General features: G+C 34.6%; 17 protein-coding genes. 15 read left to right on the forward strand and 2 right to left on the reverse strand.

Going from position 1 to position 19,866, the window contains the following annotated elements; translation table 11 throughout:
- Positions 1-19: 19 nt before the first annotated feature.
- Positions 20-1,174 carry a DNA polymerase III subunit delta' gene (gene holB, locus BM383_RS00560; protein ID WP_093021479.1) on the reverse strand — a complete coding sequence of 385 codons (1,155 nt, stop codon included), beginning with the start codon at positions 1,172-1,174 and terminating at the stop codon, positions 20-22.
- A gap of 121 nt (positions 1,175-1,295) precedes the next feature.
- On the opposite strand from holB, the gene BM383_RS00565 reads away from it, so the two are divergent.
- The 4 genes from BM383_RS00565 to BM383_RS00580 all read left to right on the forward strand — a co-directional run bounded on the left by BM383_RS00565 (position 1,296) and on the right by BM383_RS00580 (position 7,488).
- The gene (locus tag BM383_RS00565; protein WP_093021482.1) at positions 1,296-2,483 is read left to right on the forward strand and encodes a phosphoglycerate kinase; all 1,188 of its coding nucleotides are present in this window, start codon (positions 1,296-1,298) and stop codon (positions 2,481-2,483) included.
- Positions 2,484-2,627: 144 nt separating this feature from the next.
- Positions 2,628-4,208, forward strand: coding sequence for a LysM peptidoglycan-binding domain-containing protein (locus tag BM383_RS00570; RefSeq protein ID WP_093021485.1), 1,581 nt, complete (start codon positions 2,628-2,630; stop codon positions 4,206-4,208).
- Between the two features lie 25 nt (positions 4,209-4,233).
- Positions 4,234-5,244 (forward strand): DUF4837 family protein, encoded by a 1,011-nt coding sequence (locus tag BM383_RS00575; protein WP_093021488.1) that lies wholly within the window; start codon positions 4,234-4,236, stop codon positions 5,242-5,244.
- Positions 5,245-5,361: 117 nt separating this feature from the next.
- A complete protein-coding gene (locus tag BM383_RS00580) occupies positions 5,362-7,488 on the forward strand; it encodes a Tex family protein (RefSeq protein ID WP_093021491.1) in 2,127 nt (708 codons plus the stop codon).
- Positions 7,489-7,551: 63 nt separating this feature from the next.
- Here BM383_RS00580 and tatA read toward each other — a convergent pair whose 3' ends face one another.
- The gene (tatA, locus tag BM383_RS00585; protein WP_093021494.1) at positions 7,552-7,752 is read right to left on the reverse strand and encodes a twin-arginine translocase TatA/TatE family subunit; all 201 of its coding nucleotides are present in this window, start codon (positions 7,750-7,752) and stop codon (positions 7,552-7,554) included.
- A 111-nt stretch (positions 7,753-7,863) separates the two neighbouring features.
- On the opposite strand from tatA, the gene BM383_RS00590 reads away from it, so the two are divergent.
- Genes BM383_RS00590 through BM383_RS00640 form a run of 11 tightly spaced genes read left to right on the forward strand, consistent with a single transcriptional unit; the run spans position 7,864 to position 19,858 of the window.
- On the forward strand, positions 7,864-8,736 hold the full coding sequence (locus BM383_RS00590) for a M23 family metallopeptidase (protein WP_093021497.1): 873 nt from the start codon (positions 7,864-7,866) through the stop codon (positions 8,734-8,736).
- Between the two features lie 6 nt (positions 8,737-8,742).
- Complete coding sequence (locus BM383_RS00595) at positions 8,743-10,245, forward strand: GH3 auxin-responsive promoter family protein (protein WP_093021500.1); 1,503 nt, start codon at positions 8,743-8,745, stop codon at positions 10,243-10,245.
- A 34-nt stretch (positions 10,246-10,279) separates the two neighbouring features.
- Entirely contained in the window at positions 10,280-11,965 is a 1,686-nt protein-coding gene (locus BM383_RS00600; RefSeq protein ID WP_093021503.1) for a DUF6909 family protein, read from the forward strand.
- Between the two features lie 12 nt (positions 11,966-11,977).
- The gene (locus tag BM383_RS00605; protein ID WP_093021506.1) at positions 11,978-13,030 is read left to right on the forward strand and encodes a GumC domain-containing protein; all 1,053 of its coding nucleotides are present in this window, start codon (positions 11,978-11,980) and stop codon (positions 13,028-13,030) included.
- Positions 13,031-14,080 carry a dTDP-glucose 4,6-dehydratase gene (gene rfbB / locus BM383_RS00610; protein WP_093021508.1) on the forward strand — a complete coding sequence of 350 codons (1,050 nt, stop codon included), beginning with the start codon at positions 13,031-13,033 and terminating at the stop codon, positions 14,078-14,080. It abuts the gene before it with no gap.
- A 3-nt stretch (positions 14,081-14,083) separates the two neighbouring features.
- Complete coding sequence (gene rfbA / locus BM383_RS00615) at positions 14,084-14,947, forward strand: glucose-1-phosphate thymidylyltransferase RfbA (protein ID WP_093021511.1); 864 nt, start codon at positions 14,084-14,086, stop codon at positions 14,945-14,947.
- Positions 14,948-14,953: 6 nt separating this feature from the next.
- The gene (gene rfbC, locus BM383_RS00620) at positions 14,954-15,499 is read left to right on the forward strand and encodes a dTDP-4-dehydrorhamnose 3,5-epimerase (protein ID WP_093021514.1); all 546 of its coding nucleotides are present in this window, start codon (positions 14,954-14,956) and stop codon (positions 15,497-15,499) included.
- 8 nt (positions 15,500-15,507) lie between these two features.
- On the forward strand, positions 15,508-16,758 hold the full coding sequence (locus tag BM383_RS00625; protein WP_093021517.1) for a nucleotide sugar dehydrogenase: 1,251 nt from the start codon (positions 15,508-15,510) through the stop codon (positions 16,756-16,758).
- A gap of 11 nt (positions 16,759-16,769) precedes the next feature.
- Entirely contained in the window at positions 16,770-17,627 is an 858-nt protein-coding gene (gene rfbD / locus BM383_RS00630; protein WP_093021520.1) for a dTDP-4-dehydrorhamnose reductase, read from the forward strand.
- Entirely contained in the window at positions 17,620-18,603 is a 984-nt protein-coding gene (locus BM383_RS00635; RefSeq protein WP_093021523.1) for an SDR family oxidoreductase, read from the forward strand. Before rfbD ends, BM383_RS00635 begins: the two co-directional genes overlap by 8 nt.
- A gap of 4 nt (positions 18,604-18,607) precedes the next feature.
- Positions 18,608-19,858: an oligosaccharide flippase family protein gene (locus BM383_RS00640; RefSeq protein ID WP_093021526.1), complete on the forward strand. Its 1,251-nt coding sequence runs from the start codon at positions 18,608-18,610 to the stop codon at positions 19,856-19,858.
- The last annotated feature ends 8 nt before the right edge of the window (positions 19,859-19,866 follow it).

Genomic DNA, 19,866 nt, shown 5'->3' on the forward strand with positions numbered 1-19,866 from the left:
AAATGAAAAGAAGCGGTTGTTAAACCGCTTCTTTTTTATGTAAATATCTGGTAAGTTTTATAGAAAGGTCTGTAAAAATGATTTTTGCATTTCCGTTACGTTCCACGTGATACAAGGCATCTTCAAGCTCTTTGGTAATTTCCAAAATATTACCGCTGTGTACAAATGGTGCAAACTTTTCCAATTTAAATCCGTCCGATTGCATTTCCATATACACCAAATCGGGCGATTGATAATTGAGTAACAATGCTTGTCGGAAAACATCCATGCAGTAATTTAAAAACTGCTTTTGAGTTTCTCTTCCGGTAGCGGCAACTTCTTCGCTCCAGGAAATTAAGTCATGAATAACCGCTTTGTTTCCTTTGGCTCTAAACGCAGCTCTTACCCAAAATACAAACCAGTTTTCAAATACCAAATCTTCAGAATCTTTTAATGAAATATCAATGGCTTTGTTGTAATTTCCTTGTGATTGATGCGCAATTTTTGCAGCTTCAGCTTCCTGAATTCCACGTGAAACCAATCCTTGTTTAACTACTTCTTCTGTCAACGGTGGAAAATGTAAAATTTGACAACGAGACCGTATAGTTTGAATAATTTTTTCCTCCTCTTCAGCAATCAGTAAAAAGATGGTTTTGTTCGGCGGTTCTTCTATCAGTTTCAATAATTTGTTGGCTGCAGCAGTATTCATGCGGTCTGCCATCCAAATAATCATTACTTTATAACCACCTTCGTATGATTTTAAACTCAACGATTTTACAATATCGGTAGCTTCATCAACCCCAATAATTCCCTGTTTGTTTTCAATACCCAGAACCTGAAACCAGTCAAAAGCATTTCCATAACCTTGTTCGCTCACAAACTTTCGCCATTCTTCCATGAACATGGTGCTAACAGGATGCTTTTTCACACGATCTGTAGTGGCAACCGGAAATGCAAAATGCAAATCGGGATGTGAAAGGTTTTCAAACTTTAAATTACAACTTTGATTTCCACCTTCATTTTCACCATTGGTATTTTGGCACAACAAGTATTGAGCATAAGCAATTGCCATGGGCAACGTTCCGGAACCTTCTGGTCCAATAAACAATTGTGCATGGGCAATTCTACCATTGTCTACACTTACGGTGAGGTGATTTTTTATGTGTTGCTGACCTAGTATGTTTGAAAAAAGCATACGCAAAGATAGTTTTTTTAAAAAACGAAGGTTGCTAAATGTTTATTTATGCTTTTCGTCATTTTATAGCTGATGAATATTGGTTACATTTGTGTTTTAACATCTAGAAAATTAACAACAAATGAAAACAATCGACGATTTTAATTTCGATAATAAAAAAGCATTGATCAGAGTAGATTTCAATGTACCTCTAAACGGTGATTTTCAAGTTACTGATACTACAAGAATAGAAGCAGCAAAACCAACAATCGACAAAATTTTGAAGGATGGTGGTAGCGCAGTTTTAATGAGCCACTTAGGAAGACCACAAGGTTTTCAAGATGAATTCTCTTTAAAGCACATTGTAGCTAAAGCATCAGAAATTTTGGGTGTTGAGGTGAAATTTGTTGAAGATTGTGTAGGTGAAAAAGCAGAAGCTGCTGTAGCTGAGTTGAAAGCTGGAGAAGTATTGCTTTTAGAAAACCTACGTTACTACGCTGAAGAAACAAAAGGTGACGAAGCTTTTGCAGAAAAGCTTTCTAAACTAGGTGATATTTATGTAAATGATGCCTTTGGTACTGCGCACAGAGCACACGCTTCTACAACTATTGTAGCTCAGTTTTTCCCAGAAGCTAAATGCTTTGGATATTTATTAGCCAAAGAAATTGAATCTATTGAAAAAGTAATGAGCACAGGAGAAAAACCTGTAACTGCTATTTTAGGAGGGTCTAAAGTTTCTTCAAAAATTACCATTATTGAAAACATTCTTGATAAAGTAGATAACTTGATCATTGGTGGTGGAATGACGTATACTTTTGTGAAAGCAAAAGGAGGTAAAGTAGGAAATTCTATTTGTGAAGATGACAAACAAGAATTAGCGCTTGACATTTTAAAACAAGCAGAAGCAAAAGGAGTAAAAGTATATATTCCGGTTGATGTTGTTGCTGCAGATGATTTTAGCAATACAGCAAATACGCAGGTTTCTCCGGTTGATGCCATTCCTGATGGTTGGGAAGGTTTAGATGCTGGACCAAAAACATTGGAAATTTTCAAAGATGTAATTTTAAGCTCTAAGACAATTCTTTGGAATGGTCCTGTAGGAGTTTTTGAAATGGAATCTTTTTCAAAAGGAACTATTTCCGTAGGTGACTATATCGCAGAAGCTACTGAAAAAGGAGCTTTCTCTCTTGTAGGAGGTGGAGATTCTGTAGCGGCTGTAAAACAGTTTGGTTTCCAAGATAAAGTTAGTTATGTTTCTACCGGTGGTGGAGCTATGCTAGAAAGTTTAGAAGGAAAAACATTACCAGGTATTGCTGCTATTTTAGCATAAAACAAATATTTGATAGTCAAAAAATAGAACCTTGCTTAGCGGCAAGGTTTTTTATTTTTAACATTCAGAAGGGAAATAGTTCTCCCAAAAAAACCGATTTTTGGCAAATTGATGTCAAATCTCCTAAAAAATTCAAACCCATTTATGAAGATTTTTTGCGCGTTTGGTATGGCTTTAATGACGTTTGCTATACATGCTCAAACCCCAACCGAGCAAAACCAAAAAGAAGACGATTCTATTGTAATTTATAATCGAGGACTAGAAAATCCTGTAAAATTAGATACTTTAAAGGCTGAAGAAACCGAACGTTATTTTACAAAAATAGACGGCGCTTATAGGCTTATAGATGTTGAACTTGCCTACCAAATGGATAGTTTATGGCTAAAAGAATTGTACAATTCTGAGCTGTACAACGAAATGCAAGATGAGATTACTCAAACAGATTTTGATGAAAATGTAGATTACGATGCATTACCAACAGATACATTGAAAGCTAGATTGGCATTACTAGATCAAAAAACGCCTTTCAATATTTCTTATAATCCAGAGTTGGAAAGAGTCATTAAATCCTATTTAAAACATCGTAGAAAATCTTTAGAACGCTTAATGAGTATTAGCGACTATTACTTTCCGCTGTTTGAAGAAAAACTAGATAAATACGATCTTCCATTAGAAATAAAATACTTGGCTATTGTAGAATCAGCCTTAAATCCTACGGCAAAATCTAGAGTTGGAGCAACAGGTTTATGGCAATTTATGTTTCAAACCGGAAAAGTATATGGCTTAAATGTAAACAGTTATGTTGATGAGCGCTGCGATCCTGTAAAAGCTACAGAAGCTGCGGCTCAGTTTTTAGCAAGATTGTACAAGATTTTTGGCGATTGGGATTTGGCTTTAGCAGCTTATAATTCGGGTCCGGGAAATGTAACCAAAGCCATTCGTCGTTCTGGCGGATACCAAAACTATTGGAATCTACGTCCATTTCTTCCACGTGAAACAGCGGGGTATGTTCCCTATTTTTTAGCTACTATGTATATTTTTGAGTATGCTGAAGAACATGGTTTTAAACCTAAAAGAACTGTTTTTCCTTATTTTGAAACCGATACTGTTCGTGTTAAGAATTTAATTACGTTCGATCAGATTTCAGAATTGGTAGGTGTTGAAATGGAAGAAATTCAGTTTTTCAATCCTTCATATAAGCTAGATATTATTCCAAATATCAAAGGGAAAGAATATGCTTTGCGATTACCAAAAGCATCCTTAGGAAAGTTTGTGGCAAATGAAGATAGTATTTATGCTCACGTAAAAGCAGAATTAGCCAAGAAAGAAAAACCAATGCCACAACTGTTTGATCAAGATTCTAAAATATATTATAGAGTTCGATCTGGAGATGTTTTAGGAAAAATTGCGCAGCGCTATCGCGTAAGAGTCAGTAGCATTAAGCGTTGGAATGGTTTACGAAATAACAACATTAGAATTGGTCAAAAATTAGTAATTTACCCTAGGAGAATTCCAAAGCAAGTGTCACAGACCAAAAAAAAGTCAACATCGAGTAAAGTAACTTCAGGAAAAAATGCAAAGTTTCATATTGTAGAACAAGGAGACTCTTTATGGAGCATTGCAAAAAAATATCCTGGAATTACTGTTGAACAAATCAAACTTTGGAATGATATTAGCAGTACAAATCTAAAATTAGGCACAAAACTAAAATTGTGCAATTGTTAGATACCTAAAACTATAATTTGATATAATGAGAAAACTTCTTTTTTTGGTAATGGCCCTTTTTGTTTTGCAAGCATGTGAAACCACCAAAGAAAAAGACTATAGACCGCCTTCCATAGGAACTATGAATTCTATTTCTGTAGTGATCAACAATGCCATGTGGAACGGAAAAGTAGGAGATAAAATCCGTGAACTTTTTGCAAGACCTGTAGATGGTTTAGCTACGGAAGAACCCATTTTTTCTTTGAACCAATTGCCTCCTTCTGTATTTACAGGAAATACAAGAATTGGAAGAAACGTACTGATAATTCAGAATTCAGAAGAAAATGTAGCTCGAATTTCAGAAGATTTGTACGCAACTCCACAGCAAGTTGCTGTGGTTAAAGGAAGCTCTGAAGATGAAATCATTAAGCTATTAGATCAGAATGCAGAGGCGATGATCAAAAACTTTAAAGAGCATGAATTGCTAGAGCAACAAAGTAGAATGCGTAGCTCAAAAATTAAAGAAAAGGAACTGCTAGATGAGTTTGGTATTACTTTAAAACTGCCTATAGTTTATAGAATTACCACTCAAAAAGATAAATTCTTCTGGATCAAACGTCAAATTCAAAAATATGAAGGAGGATTGTTAGTGTATGAAGTGCCATATAACAGTATTCCAAAGGATTCAACACTATCGGATGCTCTTGTGAAAATGAAAGATTCTATTGGAAAAGCCAACATTCCTGGTAGAGATCCCGATAGAATGTGGATGGTTACCGAAAAGGCTTTTGCACCAAGTATCACGCATACAACCATAGATAATAGACCGGCAATAGAAAGCAAAGGTTTATGGGAAATGAAAAATTTCTTAATGGGAGGTCCTTATGTAAATTACCTTATTGAAGACAAACCAAACAATAGATACATAGTGTTAGAAGGTTTTGTTTTTGCGCCTTCAATAGACAAAAGAGATTATATGTTTGAACTGGAAGCTATTGCAAAATCAATCAAGTTTAAAGATGATGAAGATTTTGACGCTGAGAAGTATAAAGAATAAATTTTTAGAAATACTATAAGAAGGAATCCTGTCCATTTTCGGCAGGATTTTTTTATTGAATTAATATAAACCTTACAATTCTGTTATCTTTGGAATCCTTTTAAAAATTGAATTTACATGACCACACTTTCCTATATTTTACAACACCTAAAACTACCGGAAAAGAGTATTCAGAATACCATAAAACTGTTAGAAGAAGATTGTACCATTCCGTTTATTTCGCGTTACCGAAAAGAAATGACCGGTAATCTTGATGAGGTTCAGATAGGAGACATAGCCAAACTGAAAACAGCTTTTGAAGATTTGCAAAAACGCAAGGAAACCATCAAAAAAGCTATTGAAGAGCAAGAGGCTTTAACGCCTGAATTAGCTCAGAAAATAGATGCTGCAACCACGCTTGTGCAGTTAGAAGATTTGTATTTGCCATTTAAAAAAGCTCGAACCACCAAAGCAGCAAAAGCACGTGAAAAAGGTTTAGAGCCTTTGGCAAAAATCATTATGAAACAGCAAGATGCCAATGTGGAAGCAACGGCCAAACGTTTTGTAAAAGGAGAAGTAGCTTCTGTGGACGAAGCATTGCAAGGCGCCAGAGATATTATGGCGGAATGGATTAATGAGAATGAATGGGTGCGTAACAAACTTCGAAAGTTATACCAGCGAAAAGCAGTGATTACTTCCAAAGTAGTAAAAGCAAAAAAGGAAGAAGAACCAGCTCAGAAATACCAACAATACTTTGATTGGAGTGAATCGGTTTCCAGAGTTCCTTCGCATAGATTATTGGCCATGCAACGTGCCGAAAACGAAGGTTTTGTAAAGGTAAAAGTAGAGGTTGAAAAAGACGAAGCCTTAGATATTATAGACGATCTTATTGTAAAAACCGATGTAGAAAGCAGCACCAATCAGGTTTTTAAAGCTATAGAAGATGCTTACAAACGTTTGTTGCATCCGGCCATTTCCAATGAATTGTTGAAGGAAGCCAAAGACCAAGCAGATGCTTCGGCCATCAATGTGTTTTCTACCAATTTGCGTCAGTTATTATTAGCGGCTCCGTTGGGAGAAAAACGAATTTTAGCCATTGACCCTGGTTTTAAAAGTGGGTGTAAAGTGGTTTGTTTAGATGAAAATGGTGATTTAAAACACAACGAAAATATTTATCCGCATCCACCACAGCGCGAAACAGGAATGGCGATCAAAAAAATCAAAAGTTTGGTCAATGCATATGATGTAGAAGCCATTGCAATTGGTAACGGAACGGCTTCACGTGAAACCGAAGCTTTTATTAAAAAGATTGCTTTTGACAGAGATTTGCAAGTTTTTATAGTGAATGAAGCCGGAGCTTCGGTATATTCTGCTTCCAAAATTGCAAGAGCCGAATTTCCTTCGTTTGATGTTACGGTTCGTGGAGCGGTTTCTATTGGGCGTCGTTTGGCAGATCCGTTGGCAGAATTGGTGAAAATTGATCCGAAAGCAATTGGAGTAGGGCAGTACCAACACGATGTAGATCAAACCAAATTAAAATCAGAATTAGACACGGTAGTGATGAGTTGTGTGAATACCGTGGGTGTAAATGTAAATACCGCCAGTGCACCGTTGATGAGTTATGTTTCCGGAATTGGAAATACGCTAGCCGATAATATTGTAAAATACAGAACTGAAAACAACGGAATTACTTCCAGAAAAGAATTGCTAAAAGTTGCCAGATTAGGGAACAAAGCATTTGAACAAAGTGCGGCATTCTTCAGAATTACCAATGCTAAAAATCCGTTAGACAATTCAGCGGTGCATCCAGAGCGTTATGCGTTGGTTGAAAAAATGGCGAAAGATCAAAAAGTATCAGTTTCAGAATTGATTGGCAACAAGGCGTTGATTCAAAAAATAAAATTAAGCAATTACGTCTCTGATGAGGTGGGAATGCTTACGTTGACTGATATTGTATCAGAATTAGAAAAACCGGGCTTAGATCCAAGGAAAAAAGCCAAAGTGTTTGAGTTTGATAAGAATTTAAGAACAATAGATGATGTAAAAGCCGGAATGAAAGTTCCCGGAATTGTAAATAACATTACCAATTTTGGCTGTTTTGTAGATATAGGTATCAAAGAAAGCGGTTTGGTGCACATTTCTAAATTGGCCAATGAATTTATTTCAGATGTCAATTCGGTAGTGCAATTACATCAACATGTAATGGTAACCGTTAAAGAAGTAGATATTGCCAGAAAACGCATTCAACTTTCTATGATAGACTAAAAAAACAAAAGCCATACTTTTTACAGTATGGCTTTATTATTTCTTTTAAATCAACAAACGTGATTATTCTTTGTTACTAGCAGGTTTAGATTGCTTGTCGTCTTCATCGTTCTTAGAAGCATCTTTGAATTCTTTGATTCCACTTCCTAGTCCACGCATCAACTCAGGTATTTTTCTTCCTCCGAACAACAGTAATAAAATTACTGCAATTAAGATAACCTGCGGTACTCCAACCATTCCTAGAAAAATTGATAAATCCATCATAATAAGTAATTAATAAAGCAAAGTTAAAAAACAAATATAGAATATATACGTTAAATATGATATTTTTAGTTTTAGCAGTCAAAGAAAAAAAGCTTACCTATATTTGTTTCCATGAAGAAAGAGAAATCATCCAGAAGAAAAAAACTCCATAAAAAGTGGATCTATAAATATCGGTTGATCATTTTAAATGAAGATACTTTTGAAGAACAAATTTCTTTCAAACTAAATAGATTAAATGTTTTTGTAATAGGTTCTATTTCGGCGGTTTTCTTGATTGCCGTTACTACGGTACTAATTGCGTTTACACCTTTGCGTGAATATATTCCCGGGTATCCTTCAGTAAAACTGAAAAGAGAAACTACACAGTTGATGATAGAAACCGATTCGTTAAAGAATGAATTAGCTAGAAACGAACGCTATCTGGAATCTATAAGAAAAGTACTTACCGGAGATTTACAGCCATATCAGGTAACTAAAGATTCAGTTCCCGAAGGACAAGAAACAGGAACGATCGAGTTGGATTTTGAACCTAATAAAGCCGATTCGTTGTTGAGAGAAGAAGTGGCTAATGAAGATAGATTTAATTTTTCTGGAGCTGAAGAAAATACAATGGATTTTGTACTTTTTTCTCCTGTAAATGGAAGTATTTCGGAAGAATTTAATCCACAAGAAAAACACTATGCTGTAGATATTGTTGCCATTGCAAATGCGCCTGTAAAAGCAGTTGCAGATGGTAGAGTTGTTTTTGCAGAGTGGACATCAGAAACTGGTTATGTAATGATAATTGAGCATGCCAACGGATTAATTTCTGTGTACAAACACAATGCTTCTTTGAACAAATCTCAGGGAGATTTTGTAAAATCGGGCGAAGTAATTGCTACGGTGGGTAACACTGGCGAATTAACTACCGGTCCACATTTACATTTTGAACTTTGGAACAACGGGTATCCAATAGACCCAACATTATATATCGATTTTAAATAATAGACTATGTCACTTAAATCGTTAGCGGCCAAAATTTTTGCAAAACGAATTGTAGCGAAATCTCAAAAGTGGATTCAAAACCCTATTGAAGCACAAGAAAAAGTTTTTGCAAATCTTATAGAGAATGCAAAGAATACAGCGTTTGGAAGAGATCATCACTTCAATACGATTAAATCCTATGAAGATTTTAAGAAGCAGGTTCCTGTTCGGGATTATGAAAATTTAAAATCTTACGTAGAAAAGGTAGTTGAAGGAGAAAAAGATATTCTATGGCCGGGCCAACCCATTTATTTTGCTAAAACCTCGGGTACTACAAGCGGCGTAAAATATATTCCTATCACCAAAGAATCTATGCCTTCACATATAGAAGCTGCTAGAAATGCAATTCTGTTTTATATTGATGAAAGTGGTGAATCTGATTTTGTAAACGGAAAAATGATCTTTTTACAAGGAAGTCCAATTCTTAAAGAAAAGAACGGAGTAAAACTAGGTCGTTTATCAGGAATTGTAGCACATTATGTTCCAGGATATTTACAGAAAAATAGAATGCCAAGTTGGGAAACCAATTGTATAGATGATTGGGAAACCAAAGTAGATGCAATTGTAAATGAAACTTTGAAGGAAGACATGTCTGTGATAAGCGGAATTCCTTCTTGGGTACAAATGTATTTTGAAAAGCTACAAGAGAAAACTCAACAGAAAGTTGGCGATGTTTTTCCAAACTTTAAACTCTTTATCTACGGAGGTGTTAATTTTGAACCTTACAGAGCAAAATTTGAAAATTTGATAGGAAGACGCGTTCCTAGTATTGAGTTGTTTCCGGCAAGTGAAGGATTTTTTGCTTTTCAGGATTCACAGAAGGAAAAGGGAATGTTACTATTGTTAAATTCAGGAATCTTCTATGAATTTATAAAAGCCGATGATTTTTTTGAAGAAAATCCAGAACGTATAACCATCAAAGATGTAACGCTAGGTGTAAACTATGTGTTGATTATTTCTAGCAACGCAGGATTATGGAGTTACAATGTGGGAGACACCGTTCAGTTTACTTCATTAAAACCATATAGAGTCATTGTATCTGGAAGAATAAAACATTACATTTCTGCTTTTGGAGAGCATGTTATAGCCAAAGAAGTGGAATATGCATTAAAAGAAGCTTTAGACGATACCGATATTCGTGTGAATGAGTTTACCGTTGCGCCACAAATTACGCCAGAAAGTGGGTTGCCATACCATGAATGGTTTATTGCATTTGAAAAAGCTCCAGAAGATTTAGTTGCTTTTGCTTCAAAAATTGATAAAGCAATGCAATTGCAAAATACCTATTATGATGATTTAATCACAGGAAAAGTATTGCAACCCTTAAAAATAACGCCGGTACAGCAAGATGCTTTTTCGTTATATATGAAATCGATAGGTAAGCTAGGCGGGCAAAACAAAGTACAGCGTTTAGCCAATGACCGTAAGATAGCAGATGTATTATCAAATTATAAAGTTGCGCACAATTAAAAATTAACCTGTATTTTTGTTCCTCAAAAAAAGCATGAACACTACAAGTACCATTAAACAAACAAGAGCACAAGAGTCAACCGGAGCCATAGAACGCATGTACATTACCATGCGCCACCTTTTTAATCGTGGATTTTATAAACCTATGGGAATTTCAGGAGAAACCTTAAGAGAATCTTTATTGCTTTTAAGACCAGAAATTTACGGGACCATTGCAGATGAAAAAGCAGAAATTAATGGTTTGGTATACGTTTTAGAACGTTTACCTGACGGAATAGAAGAGTGTAGATTTATTAATTTAACCTCAAGTGAGGGCTATGATAAATCACATTTTTCGCCAATTGTTCCACCAAAAAGAAGAAGAAATTGCTATCGTATAGACGATGAGCAAATGAATATCGAAATTACCAGAGGGCGTTCAGATATTTACGATATTCTTACCCACTTAACGTTTCTTTTCGTTGAGTCACACAAAATCGCAAACAAGGTTTTAATTAACGAAGAAGGAAAAACCACGCGTGATTGGGAAAAAATTGAAGCCGCTGTTCAAAAAGGTAAATTAACGCAGGCGGAAAGAGAAGTTGCTTTTATGCACCTAGGAAATGTATTAGGAAGAACTTTTGAAGAAATTTTAAGCGCACATAATACATTCACTACCAAAAAGCAGCCAGAACGTTTTCTACATGTCATATACTGGTTAGGAAAAATAGCTATAGAAGAAATCGTTTACAATGATAAGCGTACTATTACCTTTAGTTCCGTTTTACGTGAACGTTTAGGGCATCATATTCATGGAGAAGCTTGGGCAAATAACATCAAAGAAGTTTTAAAGAAAAACGGATTGTTACAGCGTCCAATTCACATTATTAGTGCAAATATGCACAGTGTAATGAACTCTATTTACGCAGATCAGGTTCTTGGAAAAGAGTTTAAAAACAAATCAGATTTTGCTTTGTATGAAGCCTTGAGTAAAGCTGATAATGATAGTTTACGCAAAAAAGTAAAAGACTTTGCTCACAAAAATGGAATGATTTCCATTGATGACACTTCTGGGACAAATATTGACGTTCAAATTTTTGATACGGCAAAAATTGATTTTACCAAGAGTAAATTCAAACCAAGCAAAGAAACATCAGAAGATGATAAACCGGTTTTATTCGTTATGGATTATGCATTTGGTGAACAAGCTTATGAGACCATTGATGAGTTTTTAAAACCTTATATTGAAGAAGAAAAAACTACTTTTCTAAATATAGATTCGGTTTCCATAATGGGTAAAGCAGGAATTCTAGAAGGCGGAAAAGGAGATTTAATGATTCCGAATGCACATATTTTTGAAGGTACGGCAGATAATTATCCTTTTGAGAATGAGTTGTGTGCATCAGATTTTGAAGGCAATGATTTAAAGGTTTTTGAAGGTTCTATGATTACTGTTCTTGGAACCTCACTTCAAAACAAAGATGTATTAAAGTTTTTCCATGATTCTACCTGGAATGTAATTGGTTTAGAGATGGAAGGAGTACATTATCAAAAAGCAATTCAATCTGCTTCCAAAATTAGAAAAAGTATTAGAGAAGATGTAAAAGTACGGTATGCTTATTACGCTTCTGATAATCCTTTGGAAACTGGAAGTACTTTGGCATCTGGTGGTCTTGGGACTACGGGTGTAAAACCTACTTATTTAATTACAATTAAGATTTTAGATCAAATATTAAGTTAATTACCAAAACGTATGAGTAACCAACCAACCCAACCTAATCATAACTCAGACGAGATAGATATTATTCAACTTTTTTCGTACTTCGGAAGAGGTATAAAAAAATTTTTTAAAACCATTGGTAAGTTTTTCAAATGGCTTTTCCATCTTTTTATTTCGTTATTAATTCTTGTACAGAAGAATCTGGTTTATTTCTTAATCGCCGCTGCCATTGGTTTTATTGGAGGAGGACTTTTTGATCATTCAAAATCAAAAGTATATGAATCGTCTATGATTGTTCAGCCAAATTTTGATAGTGCAGAACAGTTGTATAACAATATTGCTTACTATAACGAATTGACTGATTCCAGGGATAGCTTATCGTTGGCTAAGGAGATGAAAATAGCACCTGAAGAAGCTGGTAAAATATTGAGTATAGAAATTGTACCATTCTTTGATAAAAAACAGAAATTAAAATTATTTGATGATTTTGTTAGAAATTTAGACACAATTACAAGACAGAGTTTTGATTATGATGATTTTGAATCTAGCTTAACAGATTTTGATGCAGTGTTTCACAGAATAACTATTTTTAGTAGTGATAATACCGTTGCAAAGAAAATGGAAAATCAAATTGTTAATTCAATTGAAAAAACTAGTTTTTTTAGAAAAAGATCTGATGTTGAAAAAGCAAATATTTTATTACAAGATTCACTTTATAAAAAGCAATTAGTAGAGATAGATTCTTTACAAAAGGTCTATCAAAAATCTTTGATAGAAGCTGCTAGAAATAGTAACGCAGGGACTAGTATAAGTCTCTCAGAGGGAGAAGGGACCAAAAATCAGAGAGAAATTGAATTATTATTACAAATAGACGAGATTAGGCAAAGTCTTGTTAATTTAAATGAGAAGAAAGTATTCACAGAATCAGCAATAAATATATTAGCAGAATTACCTGAAAAGGGAATTAAAGTGACTAAAGTTTCTAAAAGTTATAAGTTTATATTACCGATTTTTTTCGTAGGAATATTATTGATATTTTTACTTTTAGTTCAGTTGAACACATTCCTAAAAAAATACACACGATAAATGAATATTCTCATCACTGGTGGCGCAGGTTTCATAGGTTCACACGTTGTTAGGCAATTTGTAAATCAATATCCTGAATATCATATTTACAATTTAGATGCACTGACCTACGCCGGAAATTTAGAAAACATACAAGATGTAGAAAGCGCTGCCAATTATACCTTTTTAAAAGGAGATATTACAGATGCTGATTTTTTAGCTCAAATATTTCAAGAATATAAGTTTGATGGTGTTATTCATTTAGCGGCCGAATCACATGTAGATCGTTCCATAAAAGATCCATTGGCTTTTGTAAGAACGAATGTAATTGGAACCGTAAATCTTTTAAACGAATGTGTAAAACATTGGAAAGATAATTACGAAGGAAAATTATTCTATCACATTAGTACCGATGAGGTGTATGGAACTCTAGGAGAAACCGGTTTGTTCGAAGAAACTACCTCGTACGATCCTAATTCTCCGTATTCAGCTTCCAAAGCAAGCTCAGATCATTTTGTACGCGCTTATGGGGAAACCTATAAATTACCGTACATAGTTACCAACTGTTCAAATAATTATGGGCCAAATCAGTTTCCTGAAAAGTTAATTCCGTTGTTTATCAATAACATCGTTGAGAAAAAACCATTGCCCGTGTATGGCGATGGAAAATTCACCAGAGATTGGCTTTTTGTAGAAGATCACGCAGTGGCTATCGATTTGGTTTTTCACAAAGGAATTCAAAAAGAAACCTACAATATTGGCGGTTTTAACGAGTGGCAAAACATAGATTTGATTAAATTGTTGTGTAAGTTGATGGATGAAAAATTAGGGAACGAAGCTGGAACTTCCGAACAATTGATTACCTACATTACAGATCGTCCTGGGCATGATAGACGCTATGCGATAGATGCAACAAAAATAAACAAAGAATTAGGCTGGAAACCTTCGGTTACTTTTGAAGAAGGATTAGCCAAAACTATAGACTGGTATTTAGATAATCAAGAGTGGTTGCAAAATATCACTTCTAGAAATTACAGAGATTATTACAATACCATGTACAAAAACCGATAAAGTATGAAAGGAATAGTATTAGCAGGAGGATCGGGAACACGTTTACATCCACTAACCATTGCCGTAAGTAAGCAGTTAATGCCTATTTATGATAAGCCTATGATTTACTATCCCATTTCAACGTTAATGTCGGCCGGAATTAGAGAAATCTTAATCATTTCTACACCGCAAGACAAACCGCTTTTTCAAAAGTTGTTAGGAGACGGAAGCAAGGTTGGCTGTACTTTTGAGTACGCAACGCAAGAAGCTCCTAATGGTTTGGCAGAAGCGTTTATTATTGGTGAAGATTTTATAGGCGATGATAAAGTTGCTTTAATTTTAGGCGATAATATTTTCTATGGAAGTGGTTTGGCTAAGCTATTACAAGCAAATAACAATCCAGATGGCGGAATCATATACGCTTATCATGTACACGATCCCGAGCGTTATGGTGTAGTAGATTTTGATGATGAAGGAAATGTATTATCTATCGAAGAAAAGCCAAAAAAACCTAAATCTAGTTACGCAGTTCCGGGAATTTATTTTTATGATAATTCCGTAGTTGAAATCGCTAAAAATATACAACCAAGTCACCGTGGAGAATTAGAAATTACCGATATCAATAAAGCATATTTAGAGCAAGGAAAACTTACTGTGAGCATTTTAGATCGCGGAACCGCTTGGTTAGATACAGGGACATTTAAATCGTTAATGCAAGCCGGGCAATTTGTTCAAGTAATAGAAGAGCGACAAGGCTTAAAAGTTGGTTCTATAGAAGAAGTAGCGTATACGATGGGCTATATTTCCAAGGAACAGTTAGCCAAAATTACAGCTCCACTCATGAAAAGTGGGTATGGAATCAATCTACAAGAAATTTTAAATAAATAATAGTACATGAAGGCAATAGAAACAGCATTAAAAGGCTGCTTTGTGATAGAACCAACCGTGTTCGAAGATGCAAGAGGATATTTTTTTGAAAGTTTCAATCAATCAAAGTTTCAAGAGTTAACAGGCTTGGCTGTAAACTTTGTTCAAGATAATCAATCAGGGTCTCAAAAAGGGGTTCTAAGAGGTATTCATTACCAAAGAGGTGAACACGCACAAGCAAAATTAGTTCGTGTTTTGAAAGGAACTGTTTTGGATATTGCTGTGGATCTTCGTAAAGATTCAGCAACTTTTGGGCAGTATTTTTCTCTAATTCTTTCCGAAGAAAATAAAAAGCAATTGTTTGTTCCACGTGGTTTTGGTCACGGTTTTGCTGTGCTTTCCGACACGGCTGAATTCAGTTATAAATGTGATAATTTATACAACAAAGCTTCCGAAGGCGGAATTATTTATAACGATCCAACTTTAGATATCGATTGGATGTTGGCAAAAGATGAGGTTTTATTATCGGAAAAAGATGCCGAATTGCCTACTTTTGAAAACGCTAAATTCTAATCTCTTTTATGAAGACAATTGCAATTATTGGTTTGGGATACGTAGGTCTTCCCTTGTCTGTTGAATTTTCAAAAAATAACTATCAAGTTATTGGTTTTGATATTCATCAGAAAAGAATTGCCGATCTTCAAAATTTTCATGATGCAACGCTAGAAGTTAGCGAGGCTGAATTACAAGAAGCAAAAACGCTTCAGTATACGTCAAATCCAGAAGATTTAAAACAGGCTTCGGTGTATATTGTCACGGTTCCAACGCCGATAGATCAATATAAAAAACCCGATTTAACGCCTATTATTTCAGCTTCTAAAGAAGTGGCCAAATGGATTTCAAAAGGGGATATCATTATTTATGAATCTACTGTTTTTCCGGGTTGTACCGAAGAAGTTTGTGTGCCTATTTTAGAAGAAATTAGCGGATTAAAATTCAATACTGATTTTTATTGTGGTTATTCTCCGGAGCGAATTAATCCGGGAGATAAAGAACGCCGCGTTCATAATATTGTCAAAGTAACTTCGGGAAGCACACTCGAAATTGCTGAAGAAATAGATCAACTGTATAAATCTATTGTTAAGGTGGGTACGCACAAAGCGTCTTCCATAAAAGTTGCTGAAGCTGCAAAAGTGATCGAAAATTCACAACGTGATCTCAATATTGCTTTCGTCAATGAACTGTCCATGATTTTTGATAAAATGAACATCAATACTCTGGAGGTTTTAGAAGCTGCCGGAACCAAATGGAATTTCTTGCCGTTTAGACCTGGTTTGGTTGGCGGACACTGTATTGGTGTGGATCCGTATTATTTAACGTACAAAGCGCAAAGTTTAGGGCATAATCCTGAAGTAATTCTTGCCGGAAGACGTATTAACGATAATATGGGCGCTCAGGTGGTGAAAAAATACATCAAACATCTATTGAGTTCCAAGAAAGATGCAACGAGCTTTAAAACGCTTATTTTGGGCTTCACGTTCAAAGAAAATTGTCCGGATATTAGAAATACACGTGTGATTGATATTTATTCGGAATTATTAGATTTTGGTATTCAAGCCGATATTTATGATCCGATTGCAAGTAATGAAGAAATCACCCATGAATATGGTATTGAAGTACATTCGGAAGCGATTGAAAATTACGACGGAATTATCGTTGCTGTTGGGCATGAAGAATTTCTAGGATACGATTGGGAAACCATAGCCAAGGACACCATCATTTTTGATGTAAAAAGCATCTTGAAAAAAGGATTAGCAACCGATTCACTATAAAAAATAAAACCATGAACGTTTTAGTTACAGGCGCCAACGGACAATTAGGAAAATGTTTGCAGGAAGTGGCAAAACTTGAAACTTCATGGAATTGGATGTTTACTGGTTCGGCAGATTTAGATATCACCAATGCTGAAAAAGTTCAACAGTTTTTTGAAAACAATGCAGTTGATATTGTTGTCAATTGTGCTGCGTACACGGCTGTTGATAAAGCCGAAACGGATATAGAAAATGCCTATGCTGTAAATGCAGAAGCAGTGAAGTTTCTAGCTGAAAATTGTAAAAAACACAATGCATTACTGATTCATATTTCTACGGATTTTGTGTTTGATGGAGAAAATGAAAACGCATATTTGCCCACGGATATTACCAATCCGATTGGTGTTTATGGAGCTTCTAAATTGAAAGGAGAACAATATGTTCAAGAGTTGCTGAAAAAATATTTCATCATCAGAACGTCGTGGGTATATTCAGAATTTGGAAATAATTTTATGAAAACCATGTTGCGTTTATCAGAATCTAGAAATGAGCTAAACGTTGTGGCAGATCAAATTGGTTGTCCAACCTATGCGATGGATTTAGCAGTAGGAATTGTAGCGGTGATCAAATCAAAAAGTGAAAATTTTGGTGTGTATCATTTCAGCAATCAAGGAAAAATTTCCTGGTTCAATTTTGCTTCGGAAATCTTCAAACTAGCAGGAAAAGAAATGAAAGTGAATCCAATTCCGGCTTCAGACTATCCAACTCCTGCAAAAAGACCAAGTTTCAGTTTATTAAATGCTGAAAGCTTTCAAAATGAATTTAAAATGCAAATTCCGGCTTGGAAAAAAAGTTTAGCAAATTGCTTAAAAAAATATCAAAATGCCTAGTAGAATTATTGAAAATACAACGGTTTTAGTCACTGGAGGCGCCGGATTTATAGGATCTAATCTTGTAGATGTGTTGCTCACCCAAAACAACAAAGTTATTTGTTTAGACAATTTGGTAACCGGACATAAAAAGAATATTGAAAAGCATTTTAACAATCCTGACTTTACGTTTATTGAAGGTGATATTCGGGATTTAGCCACTTGTTTACAAGCCACTAAAGATGTCGAAATTGTGTTGCATCAAGCAGCATTGGGTTCAGTTCCGCGTTCCATTAACGATCCCATTACAAGTAACGAGGTAAATATTTCCGGTTTTTTGAATATGTTATGGGCTGTTAAAGAAAATGGAGTGAAACGTTTTGTGTATGCTGCAAGTTCTTCTACCTATGGTGATCACCCAGATTTACCAAAGATGGAAGATATCATTGGAAATCCGTTATCGCCTTATGCCGTTACCAAATATGTGAACGAATTATATGCAAAGGTGTTTGCAACAACTTACGGAATTGAAACCATTGGTTTGCGTTATTTCAATGTGTTTGGGCCAAAACAAGATCCGAATGGAGCTTATGCAGCGGTGATTCCAAAATTTATCAATTTGATGAAATCTGGTGAAGCTCCTATTATCAACGGAAATGGAGAACACAGCCGTGATTTCACGTATATTGACAATGTGGTTCAGATGAATCAATTAGCTGCGTTAACAGACAATAAAGAGGCTGTAAACACAGTTTATAATGTGGCTTGTGGCGATAATACCAATTTGAACGAATTGTTTGAAGAGATCAAAATCAACCTAAAAGCCAACGGATTTGAAGTGCCGAAAACTCCGGTTTACGGACCCGAGCGTAAAGGCGATGTAAAACATTCTTTAGCGTCTATAGAAAAGGCAAAAAGCTTGTTGCATTACGCGCCAACCGTTACCTTTGAAGCAGGATTAAAAAATACCGTGGAGTGGTTTTTGGATACTTTTTGAATCTATGAAGGATAAAATAGTAGACTTAGTTTCTAGAAACATCAGGTTACTCAAGAATTTTTCTTATTTGAGTGTAATACAACTGATAAATATTTTAATACCTTTAATAATTTATCCATATTTAATAAAGGTTTTGGGCGAAGATACTTATGGAAATGTCATATACGCACAGACTATTATCGGGTATATTGTTATAATTATAAATTTTGGATTTAACATTACAGCAACAAAAGAAGTAAGTGTTAACAGGGATAATGCCGAAAATCTTTCTGAAATCATAAGTGCTGTATATGCTATTAAATCATTTTTAACTTTGCTTTCTTTTGGGATTCTTTTGATTTATATGAGCCTATCTTTTGAGGGATCACAAAATCAATTATTGTTGTTATTTACTTTTTCTTTATGTTTAAATGAATTATTATTTCCCGTTTGGTATTTTCAGGGTATAGAAGAGATGAAATTTATTACTATAATCACCCTAGTTGGTCGTATAATTTTCTTTGTAGCCATTTTTCTTTTTGTTAAAGAAAAATCGCATTATTTACGAATTCCTTTAATAAATGGGTTTTGTGCTCTGGTAACTGCGTTAATTTCATTATATATTATTTTTGTTAAAAATGGATTAACTCTAATATTGCCTAAATTTAGCCGAGTTTTTAAATTTTTTAAGGATGCGATTCCAATATTTGTTTCAGAGTTTTCTGTTAAAACATATCTAGGAACTAATAAATTAATATTAGGGCAATTATCTGGAATGCGATATGTTGCATATTACGATTTAGCTGAAAAAATTATTACTGCGATCAAAGTGCCAATAAAGATCGCAGGCCAAGTTATTTTACCTAAAATTAGTTTGGATAAGGATATTAATTTTATACATAAATTTTTCAAATATTCCTTTTTTTTTAATGTAACATCTATGTTATTAGTATTGTTTTTTGGCAAGTATTTTATTCTCTTCTTAGGAGGTGAAGGAATGCTTCCCTCTTTGGATGTATTAAAAATTTTGGCCTTGACAATCCCGATTGTTGCCATGAGTAGTATATTCGGATTACAACTATTAATTCCAATTGGTTATATTAATTATTTTAGTAAAAGTGTCATTTTATCCGCAATTCTATATATTATTCTAGTTTTTGGACTATATATATTCAACGAGATAAATTTAATGTCTTTATCCTTTGTAAATGTGTTGGTTGAATTATTTGGTTGTTTAATATTGTATTTTGGTTGTAGAAAATATAGATTAATATAAAGTTACTA

Source organism: Pustulibacterium marinum (genome assembly GCF_900116665.1).
Lineage (GTDB): Bacteria > Bacteroidota > Bacteroidia > Flavobacteriales > Flavobacteriaceae > Pustulibacterium > Pustulibacterium marinum.

Coding starts and splice junctions, on each gene's coding strand:
- holB (WP_093021479.1), bottom strand. CDS start 1,174: ATGCTTTTTTCAAACATACTAGGTCAGCAACACATAAAAAATCACCTC.
- BM383_RS00565 (WP_093021482.1), top strand. CDS start 1,296: ATGAAAACAATCGACGATTTTAATTTCGATAATAAAAAAGCATTGATC.
- BM383_RS00570 (WP_093021485.1), top strand. CDS start 2,628: ATGAAGATTTTTTGCGCGTTTGGTATGGCTTTAATGACGTTTGCTATA.
- BM383_RS00575 (WP_093021488.1), top strand. CDS start 4,234: ATGAGAAAACTTCTTTTTTTGGTAATGGCCCTTTTTGTTTTGCAAGCA.
- BM383_RS00580 (WP_093021491.1), top strand. CDS start 5,362: ATGACCACACTTTCCTATATTTTACAACACCTAAAACTACCGGAAAAG.
- tatA (WP_093021494.1), bottom strand. CDS start 7,752: ATGATGGATTTATCAATTTTTCTAGGAATGGTTGGAGTACCGCAGGTT.
- BM383_RS00590 (WP_093021497.1), top strand. CDS start 7,864: ATGAAGAAAGAGAAATCATCCAGAAGAAAAAAACTCCATAAAAAGTGG.
- BM383_RS00595 (WP_093021500.1), top strand. CDS start 8,743: ATGTCACTTAAATCGTTAGCGGCCAAAATTTTTGCAAAACGAATTGTA.
- BM383_RS00600 (WP_093021503.1), top strand. CDS start 10,280: ATGAACACTACAAGTACCATTAAACAAACAAGAGCACAAGAGTCAACC.
- BM383_RS00605 (WP_093021506.1), top strand. CDS start 11,978: ATGAGTAACCAACCAACCCAACCTAATCATAACTCAGACGAGATAGAT.
- rfbB (WP_093021508.1), top strand. CDS start 13,031: ATGAATATTCTCATCACTGGTGGCGCAGGTTTCATAGGTTCACACGTT.
- rfbA (WP_093021511.1), top strand. CDS start 14,084: ATGAAAGGAATAGTATTAGCAGGAGGATCGGGAACACGTTTACATCCA.
- rfbC (WP_093021514.1), top strand. CDS start 14,954: ATGAAGGCAATAGAAACAGCATTAAAAGGCTGCTTTGTGATAGAACCA.
- BM383_RS00625 (WP_093021517.1), top strand. CDS start 15,508: ATGAAGACAATTGCAATTATTGGTTTGGGATACGTAGGTCTTCCCTTG.
- rfbD (WP_093021520.1), top strand. CDS start 16,770: ATGAACGTTTTAGTTACAGGCGCCAACGGACAATTAGGAAAATGTTTG.
- BM383_RS00635 (WP_093021523.1), top strand. CDS start 17,620: ATGCCTAGTAGAATTATTGAAAATACAACGGTTTTAGTCACTGGAGGC.
- BM383_RS00640 (WP_093021526.1), top strand. CDS start 18,608: ATGAAGGATAAAATAGTAGACTTAGTTTCTAGAAACATCAGGTTACTC.